This is a genomic window from Candidatus Binatia bacterium, from assembly GCA_023150935.1.
Lineage (GTDB): Bacteria > Desulfobacterota > Binatia > HRBIN30 > HRBIN30 > JAKLJW01.
The window spans coordinates 39,820-48,365 of record JAKLJW010000039.1 but is presented as its reverse complement, the minus strand read 5'-3'; the positions used below and the strand labels follow the sequence as shown (position 1 = coordinate 48,365).

Sequence of the window (8,546 nt, the reverse complement as noted above, 5' to 3'; positions counted from 1 at the left end):
TTCCGCTTGTCACGGAGCATCATGACGCGGCGCGACGTCGACAACATCGGTAAGCGGCTGCTCGTGCAGTCGCTGTGGCGCGACGGGTCGAGGCACAGGTCACCGCGCGCGATGCGGATCGGGAGCGGGCGAACGCGGGCCTGACCCAGCGTCCCGCGGCGCCAAACGCACCCCCAGTTCCCAGCCCGACCCCCAGCCCGGTTTGGCCTGACGTCGGGGCAGGGGCAGGGGCACGGGCAGGGGTTATCCCTTACCCGGGCGGAGTCCAGTACCCGTCCGGCAGAAACCTATCGTCGGCTCCCTGAGCGCGTTAACCGTCTAATAACCCTGGCGCTCAGGCGCGGCGCGTTTTTCGCGGTCGCCTGGAGCGGCTGGTTCGCCCACGACGCGCCAATACGGTGCGCATTTCTTCGAAGGAGAGCGTTTTCCCGGCGGCAACCTGACGTCGGGACCGTTCGATGAGGGCGAGAAATCCAGGATGTGTGCTCAGCGCAAGGGTCTCCCGGTCCACATTCCGAAGCGGCACAATCGCGGCGAACGGTCGGTTCCGTTTGGTCAGCAGGACGACTTCGTCGTCCAGTTCGTTTGCGTACTCGGCAAGCGAGCGTGATGCCGTCGAGAGCGCGAGGGTCTTCATATCTTGACTACCTCCCCGGCGATCCGGAGCGCGTTCCGTTCCTTCTTGCCGACTGCCAGAACATACACCACGTTGGCGGCTGCTTCGAGTTCTCGGTTGGATGGTTCTCGTTCTGGCGACCGCACCTCATGGAACGCGCGGAGTGAGCCGGTGCGCAATTCCCACGGAGCCAACGGATTCGGTCGCAACGGCTTGCGCTGACGCGTTTCGACGAGCGGTTCGTGTGTCAGTTGCGCGCGGATCGCATCGAGCAAGACCGAACGCTCCGCCGCTATCAGGAACTTCATGCGATCGCAAACGCCCTGTGCGAATCGGATCTCGTAAGGCACGGCGGCTCAGTAGCACACGACCGCGCCACAAACAGCCGCGCCTGTGGTGCTGGCCGGACACCCATGCCGTGGAGGTCCTTGCATCCTCCGAATAGCGATGTGGGAGTCCGCCATCCGCCTGAGTACGTCTACGGAGTGGAAGCCCAACGCTGCGTATCAGGCGCGGCGCCGTCGAGCCCGGCTCTCCTCCGTACTCGTACTCGTTCACGTACTCGTACACGGCCGCTTCCTCGTAGACGTCCAACCGCTCGCGGTCCAACTTCATCGCTGCGCGCCCTCAGTCCGTGTACGAGTACGTGTACCGCTTCGCTGAGTACGTGTACGGAGGGGAGCATCGTAGTTCGGGGGGGGGGGACGGTGCGCCAGTTCGGACAATTCGGCGAGAAGGAATGGGGGGCCGGCGTGCGATTCCCGCGGCGAAACCTCAAGCCGGTGTGCACACGTCCTCGACGTTGACGGCGAGGTCGGGCAGGACGCTCGATCGCACCGGCCCGGCCTTGAATGTCCGGCCGTCATCGTACGTGCCGGCGGCGAGCGTGCAGACCGTGATGCACCGCCGGTCCGGGTCGACGAGCCAGTACTCGTCGATGCCGTTGCGGGCGTAGATGGCGCGCTTCTCGGTGCGGTCGCGCCTGGCCGTTGCCGGCGAGAGGATCTCGATGACCAGCGTCGGCACGATGCGCAGAAACCGCCCGCGCTGCGGCGGCGGGCCGGCGTCGAAACGCGCTTGCGCGATGTACGAGACGTCAGGTTCGACGGTGTCGCCGGAGGGCAGGTCGTAGCCGGCGCTGGAGCCGAGGACGAGGCCGGACTTCGTCGAGTCGACGTGCGTGCCGATGATGCGAACGAGGGTGGCATCGAGGCGCCCGTGGGGCCATCCTGCCGGCGGGGTCATGACGATACGCCCGTTGAGCAACTCGTAGTGGTTGAGGTCGGACGCCGGCCGCTCGTCCAGCCAGAGGCGGAACGACTCCTGGGTGAAGGTCTCGTCGGAGCGGAAGACGGTCTGTGACACCATGGCGATGATAGCCTCCTCGCTGGCGGTTGAGAACCGCGACCGAGCGAAACGCGAGTCCATGCCTGACGGTTCATCGGGGTCTCGAGCGCACCGGTCAGTGAAACGCGCGGTCGAGGCCGCGGTACTGGATGGCCTCGGCGACCTGGGCGGTGCCGACGGTGTCGATGCCGTCGAGGTCGGCGATGGTGCGCGCCACTTTGAGGATGCGGGTGTAGGCGCGGGCGCTGAGGGCGAGTCTGGTCATGGCGTTTTCGAGCAGGGTCTCGGCGTCGGGTTGCGGGGTGCAGTAGCGGCGCAGGTCGCGCGGGTGCATCTGGGCGTTGCAGAAGATGGTGCGGCCGTGGAAGCGCGCCAGTTGCACGGCGCGGGCGCGGTCGACGCGGGCGCGGATCGCCGCCGACGATTCGCTCGGGTCGCGGGCGGTGAGCTCCCGGTAGCGTACCGCGGGGACTTCGATCTGGATGTCGATGCGGTCGAGCAGCGGCCCCGAGATGCGGGCCCGGTAGCGCTGAATCTGTACGGGGCTGCACGAGCATTCCTTCTGGGCGTCGCCGTGGTAGCCGCACGGGCAGGGGTTCATCGCCGCCACCAGCATGACGTTGGCGGGGAAGGTCATGGAACCGACGGCCCGCGAGATGGTGATGCGCATCTCTTCGAGCGGCTGGCGCAGGACTTCGAGGACGTTCTTTCTAAACTCGGGTAGCTCGTCGAGGAAGAGGACGCCGTGATGGGCGAGGCTGACTTCGCCGGGCTTCGGCAGAGCGCCGCCGCCGATCAGGCCGGCGTCGCTGATTGTATGGTGCGGTGCCCGAAACGGCCGCGCCGTCACCAGGGCGCGGTCGTCCATCAACCCCATGACGCTGTGGATACGTGTGGTCTCGAGGGCTTCGGCGAGGGTGAACGCGGGCAGGATGGTGGGCAGGCGCTTGGCCAGCATGGTCTTCCCCGAGCCCGGCGGTCCGACCATGATGACGTTGTGACCGCCGCCGGCGGCCACCTCGATGGCGCGCTTGACGTGCTCCTGCCCTTTCACGTCGGAGAAATCCAGGTCGTGGTGCCCGTTCGGAGCAAAGACGCTCCCCAGGTCGACGTGAACCGGGGCGATGTCGCGCTCGCCGCGCAGGAAGTCGACGGCGTCGGCGAGTGTGGCGACGGGGCGCACGGCGATGCCCTGGACCACCGCGGCCTCGCGGACGTTTTCCGGCGGCAGCAAGACGCCGGCGAGGCGGCGGTGCTCGGTCATGGCGGCAATGGGAAGCGCGCCGCGGACGGGCTTGACCCGCCCGTCAAGCGAAAGCTCGCCGAGAACGACGTGTTTGTGGAGGGCCGCCTGCGGGACAAGTCCCTCGGCCGCGAGGACGCCGAGCGCGATGGGCAGATCGAAGGCGCAGCCGTCCTTACGGACGTCGGCCGGGGCCAGGTTGACGGTCGCGCGCCGCTCGAGGCTTCCGTAGCCGGCGTTGCGCAGGGCGGAGCGGACGCGGTCTTTGCTCTCCTTGACGGCGGTTTCCGGGAGGCCGACGATGGCCATCCCCGGCAGACCGCCGCCGATGTCTACCTCCACCTCGACGAGCAACGCGTCGATCCCGTGCACCGCACTCGAAAGTGCCGTCGCCAGCACAGCGCTTTCCTCCCACCGGCATCCTAGCAAATGGTGTGTGTTGAATAAACAGAAAAGCCTAATGTATAGTTACTTACTAATGGACATGCGGTATTCGTTAAGGGCGGACGAGGCGGGTTGGTAATGAGTGGTGGCAGGTACGAAGCGAGTGCGGCGCGGCGCGACGAGTGGCGGGATTGGCTGGCATTGCGCATGGTGCGGGGGGTGGGGCCGGTGGTGTACCAGGGATTGCTGCGGGCGTTTCGCGAGCCGGCGGCCGTGTTCGGCGCCAGCGTGCACGCGCTCGAATGCGCCGGGGTGCGGCCCGAGGTGGCGCGGGCGATTCGGGGATTTCGCGACTGGACGGCGGTCGACGAGCAGGTAAGCCGGGTCATCCGTTGTGGGGCGCACGTGCTGACGTGGAACGACGCGGCTTATCCGTCGCTGTTGCGGCGCATCCACGATCCGCCGCCGGTGCTGTTCGTGCGTGGCGCCATCGAGGCGGCCGACGCGCCGGCCGTGGCTATTGTCGGTTCGCGGCGCGCCAGTTCGTATGCCCTGCGCGTGAGCCGCGACCTCAGCGCCGGGTTGGTTCGCTGCGGACTCACGGTGGTGAGCGGTCTGGCGCGGGGCGTCGATGCGGTGGCGCACGCCAGTGCGCTGGAGGCTGGCGGCCGCACGATTGCGGTGCTTGGTTGTGGAGTTGACGTCGTTTACCCGAGCGAACATCATGCGTTATTCCGATCGATCGGACGGCAGGGGGCTATCGTGAGCGAGCTGTGGATGGGAACGCAGCCGGAGGCGGAACATTTCCCGGCGCGCAACCGCATAATAAGCGGTGTGTCGCTCGGCATCGTGGTCGTCGAGGCGGGCGAGCGTAGCGGGTCGCTGATTACGGCCGGATTTGCCGCCGAGCAGGGGCGCGACGTGTTTGCGGTGCCGGGGCTTGTCGGGGCGCACACGCGTGGTACCCATCGTCTGCTGCGCGAGGGAGCGAAGTTGACAGAGCGGGCCGAAGATGTAGTCGAGGAGCTGATGCCCCACCTGGTGACCCCGGACGCCGTGCCGGCCCCGGCTCTGCCGCCGGAGGAAGCGGCGATTCGCGTGGCGCTGGGTGACGAGGTGGTGCAGGTGGATACTCTGATCGGGCGCTGCGGATTGGCTCCGGCCGCGGTGCTGCAGGGTTTGTTGTCGTTGGAACTAAGGGGGATCGTGGAGCAGTTGCCGGGCAAGCGGTTCGTCGTGCGGACGGGGGGAGCGGCACGGCGAACGACACGGGAATGAGGTGTATGGCAAAGAACCTGGTTATCGTCGAATCGCCGGCCAAGGCGAAGACGTTGCAGAAGTATCTGGGCAAGGAATTCGAAGTGAAGGCCTCGGTGGGGCACGTCAAGGACCTGCCGAAGAGCCGGCTGGGCGTCGACATCGACAACGGCTTCGAGCCCGAGTACGAGGTCATGCACGGCAAGAAGAAGGTGATTGCAGAGATCAAATCCGCCGCCAAAGGGAAGGACAACATCTACCTGGCGCCCGACCCGGACCGCGAAGGCGAAGCGATCGCCTGGCACATCGCGGAGGAACTCGGAACGGCGCGCGGCAAGATTCACCGGGTGCTGTTCAACGAGATCACCCGGCGATCGGTTGCCGAGGCGATCGAAAAACCGACCACACTGGACCGCCACCTCTACGATGCGCAGCAAACGCGTCGTATCCTGGACCGACTGGTCGGCTACCAGATCAGTCCGATCCTCTGGGACAAGGTGCGCCGCGGCCTTTCCGCCGGCCGTGTGCAGTCGGTCGCGGTGCGTCTGATTTGCGAGCGCGAGAAGGAGATCCGGGCCTTTACGGCCAAGGAGTACTGGTCGATAGCGGCGAAGGTCGAGGGCGAGACGCCGCCGCCGTTCAGTGCGCGGCTGCTGCGGATCGGAGAAAACAAGCTCGATCCCGAGAAGTTCCGTATCGAGAACCAGGCAGCGGCGGACGCGCTGGTGGCGCGTTTGTGGGGCGTGCCGTTCGTCGTCAGCCGCGTCGAGCGCAAGGAACGCCGGCGCTTTCCGACGCCGCCGTTCATCACGTCGCGTTTGCAGCAGGAGGCGTCGCGGAAGCTCGGGTTTCAGCCCAGTCGCACCATGCGGATCGCGCAGCGCCTTTACGAGGGCGTCGAGCTCGGTGAGCAGGGAGCCGTGGGTCTGATCACCTATATGCGAACCGACTCGACCCGGAGCGCGCCGGAAGCGTTGCAGGAGGCGCGCGGCTTTGTCGCGGCGCGCTTTGGCAAGGAATACCTGCCGGCCGAGCCCATCCAGTACACGGGCAAGAAGGGTGCGCAGGATGCCCACGAGGCGATCCGGCCGACTTCGATGGACAATCCCCCGGAGCGCGTCGTGTCATTCCTCAGCAAGGAGGAGCTCGCGCTGTATACCCTCATCTGGAATCGCTTCATCGCGAGTCAGATGGTTCCGGCGGTGTTCGACCAGACGAGCGTCGACATCGCCGCGGCGGACACGCTGTTCCGGGCCACCGGCCAGATCATGAAGTTCGACGGGTTCATCCGGGTCTACACCGAGGGGCGAGACGACGAGCGTGCGGAGGAGGACGACGACGAGGCGGAGCGCCAGTTGCCGCCGTTGCGGGAGGGCGAGGTGTTGCGCCTGCACGACCTGCTGCCGGAGCAGCACTTCACGCAACCGCCGCCGCGCTACACCCAGGCGACGCTGATCAAGGCGCTGGAGGAGAACGGCATCGGGCGGCCGTCGACGTACGCGTCGATCATGGGCACCATTCTCAACAAGGAGTACGTCGTCGAGGACAAATCGCGGCGGCTGCGGCCTACCGAGCTTGGCCTGCTGGTGACCGATCTGTTGCTCAAGGCGTTTGCGGACATTCTGAACGTAGAATTCACGGCGAAGATGGAAGAGGACCTCGACCGGGTCGAAGAGGGCGCGGAGCCGTGGCGCGAGGCGATGCAGAAGTTCTACGCGCCGTTCAAGCAGGACCTCGACACGGCGAAAGAGAAGATGCCCGACGTCAAGCGGGCGGGCCAGCCGACCGAAATCCCCTGCGAGCAGTGCGGGGCGAAGATGGTCATCAAGTGGGGGCGCAACGGCGAGTTCCTCGCCTGTCCCAACTACCCGAAGTGCAAGAACACGAAGAACTTCTCTCGCGACGACGAGGGCGGGATCAGGATCGACGAGCCTGAGGTGCTCGACGAGAAATGCGATGCGTGTGGCAAGCCTTTGCAGGTGCGCTTCGGGCGGTACGGGAAATTCCTCGGTTGTTCCGGCTATCCGGAGTGCAAGACCGTGCGGTCGCTGGTGCGTCCGAAGCCGACCGGGGTCGCCTGCCCGGACTGCAAGCAGGGCGAGATCATGGAGAAGCAGTCGCGAGGCGGCAAGACGTTCTACGGTTGCGGGCGCTACCCGGAGTGCAAGTTTGCCACCTGGGACCGGCCCGTGCCGGAGCCGTGCCCGCTGTGTGCGGCGCCGTTCGTGGTGGAAAAGACGACGAAGCGTTACGGGACTGTCCGGCGGTGTCTCTCGGAGGGGTGTGCGTATCAGGAGACTGTGGCGGAGCCGCAGGCGGAGGCGGTGTGACGGGCGCCCCGGTTATCGTCGTCGGGGGCGGTCTGGCCGGGAGCGAAGCCGCCTGGCAGGTGGCGCGCCGCGGGATACCGGTGCGGTTGTACGAGATGCGACCGGGGCGCGGTACCGAGGCGCACCGCTCCGATCGTCTTGCCGAGCTGGTGTGTTCCAATTCGTTTCGCAGTGCGTCGCTCGATGCCGCGGTCGGCCTGCTCAAGGCGGAGATGAGGCAACTCGGGTCGCTGATTATGGCGGTGGCGGAACGTACCACGGTGCCGGCGGGAGGAGCACTGGCCGTGGACCGGGAGCGCTTTGCGGCGGCGGTGACCGCGGCCATAGACGAGAATCCTTCCATCGATGTGGTGCGGGAGGAGGTCACGGAGCCGCCGGAGGGTCTCGCCATCGTCGCGACCGGGCCGCTGACGTCACCGCGGTTGTCGCACTGCCTGCAAGAGCTGTGCGGCGAGGAGCATCTGTATTTCTACGACGCGATCGCGCCGATCGTGACAGCCGACTCGATCGATCGCGACCTGGTGTTTCCGGCCTCGCGGTACGGAAAGGGGGGCGACGACTATTTGAACTGTCCGATGACGCGCGACGAGTACTATGCCTTTGTTGACGCAGTGCGCGCGGCGGAGACGGTGGCGGCGCGCGATTTCGAGCGCTGCGTCTACTTCGAGGGCTGCATGCCGATCGAGGAGATGGCTCGCCGCGGAAGGGACACCCTGGCGTTTGGGCCGATGCGGCCGGTCGGGCTGATCGACCCGCGCCGCGGTACGCAACCGTTTGCGGTCGTGCAACTGCGTCCGGACAACCACGAGCGAACGTTGTACAACCTGGTCGGTTTTCAGACCAAGATGACCTATCCGGAGCAACGCCGAGTGCTGCGGACCATACCGGGTCTCGAACGGGCCGAGTTCGTTCGTCTGGGGAGTCTGCACCGTAACACGTTTGTGAATGCGCCGCGGGTGCTGTTGCCGACGTTGCAGCTGCGTTCGCGTCCGTCGGTATTTCTGGCCGGGCAACTGGTGGGTGTCGAGGGGTACGTGGAGTCGGCGGCGGCGGGGTTGCTGGCGGGGATCAACGCGGCCCGGTTGCGTTACGGGCTGGCCCCAACCGTCCCGCCGAGGACAACGGCGATGGGATCGTTGCTCGACTACGTAACCGACAGGCGCCGGCACGATCTGCAGCCCATGAACGCCAATTACGGATTGTTCCCGCCTCTGGACGGGCGCGAGAAGGGGCGGGCCCGGCGGGCTGGCCTGGCGGCGCGTGCGCAGGAGCATTTCGCGGCGTGGTGTGCCGAGTGTGCCGGTGGCGATCCGGCGGTGCTCCGGGGGGCCGGCGGCTCCACGGCGGTGGTGTCGTTGTGAGCCGGGAG

At 66.6% G+C, this 8,546-nt stretch carries 7 protein-coding genes; 3 read left to right on the top strand and 4 right to left on the bottom strand.

Features of this window, described 5'->3' with window-relative positions; genetic code table 11:
• Positions 1-334: 334 nt before the first annotated feature.
• The 4 genes from L6Q96_18630 to L6Q96_18615 form a co-directional block, all read right to left on the bottom strand.
• Positions 335-637: a hypothetical protein gene (locus L6Q96_18630; protein ID MCK6556570.1), complete on the bottom strand. Its 303-nt coding sequence runs from the start codon at positions 635-637 to the stop codon at positions 335-337.
• Complete coding sequence (locus L6Q96_18625) at positions 634-891, bottom strand: hypothetical protein (protein ID MCK6556569.1); 258 nt, start codon at positions 889-891, stop codon at positions 634-636. Before L6Q96_18625 ends, L6Q96_18630 begins: the two co-directional genes overlap by 4 nt.
• A gap of 499 nt (positions 892-1,390) precedes the next feature.
• A complete protein-coding gene (locus L6Q96_18620) occupies positions 1,391-1,984 on the bottom strand; it encodes a Uma2 family endonuclease (GenBank protein MCK6556568.1) in 594 nt (197 codons plus the stop codon).
• Between the two features lie 94 nt (positions 1,985-2,078).
• On the bottom strand, positions 2,079-3,605 hold the full coding sequence (locus L6Q96_18615; GenBank protein ID MCK6556567.1) for a YifB family Mg chelatase-like AAA ATPase: 1,527 nt from the start codon (positions 3,603-3,605) through the stop codon (positions 2,079-2,081).
• A gap of 123 nt (positions 3,606-3,728) precedes the next feature.
• Between L6Q96_18615 and dprA the strand changes: the two genes are divergently transcribed.
• The 3 genes from dprA to trmFO are packed head-to-tail and all read left to right on the top strand — an operon-like array spanning position 3,729 to position 8,538.
• Positions 3,729-4,868 carry a DNA-processing protein DprA gene (dprA, locus tag L6Q96_18610; protein ID MCK6556566.1) on the top strand — a complete coding sequence of 380 codons (1,140 nt, stop codon included), beginning with the start codon at positions 3,729-3,731 and terminating at the stop codon, positions 4,866-4,868.
• Positions 4,869-4,873: 5 nt separating this feature from the next.
• Entirely contained in the window at positions 4,874-7,177 is a 2,304-nt protein-coding gene (gene topA, locus L6Q96_18605; GenBank protein MCK6556565.1) for a type I DNA topoisomerase, read from the top strand.
• Positions 7,174-8,538 (top strand): methylenetetrahydrofolate--tRNA-(uracil(54)-C(5))-methyltransferase (FADH(2)-oxidizing) TrmFO, encoded by a 1,365-nt coding sequence (gene trmFO, locus L6Q96_18600; GenBank protein ID MCK6556564.1) that lies wholly within the window; start codon positions 7,174-7,176, stop codon positions 8,536-8,538. The genes topA and trmFO overlap by 4 nt, the downstream gene beginning before the upstream one ends.
• Positions 8,539-8,546 lie beyond the last annotated feature (8 nt).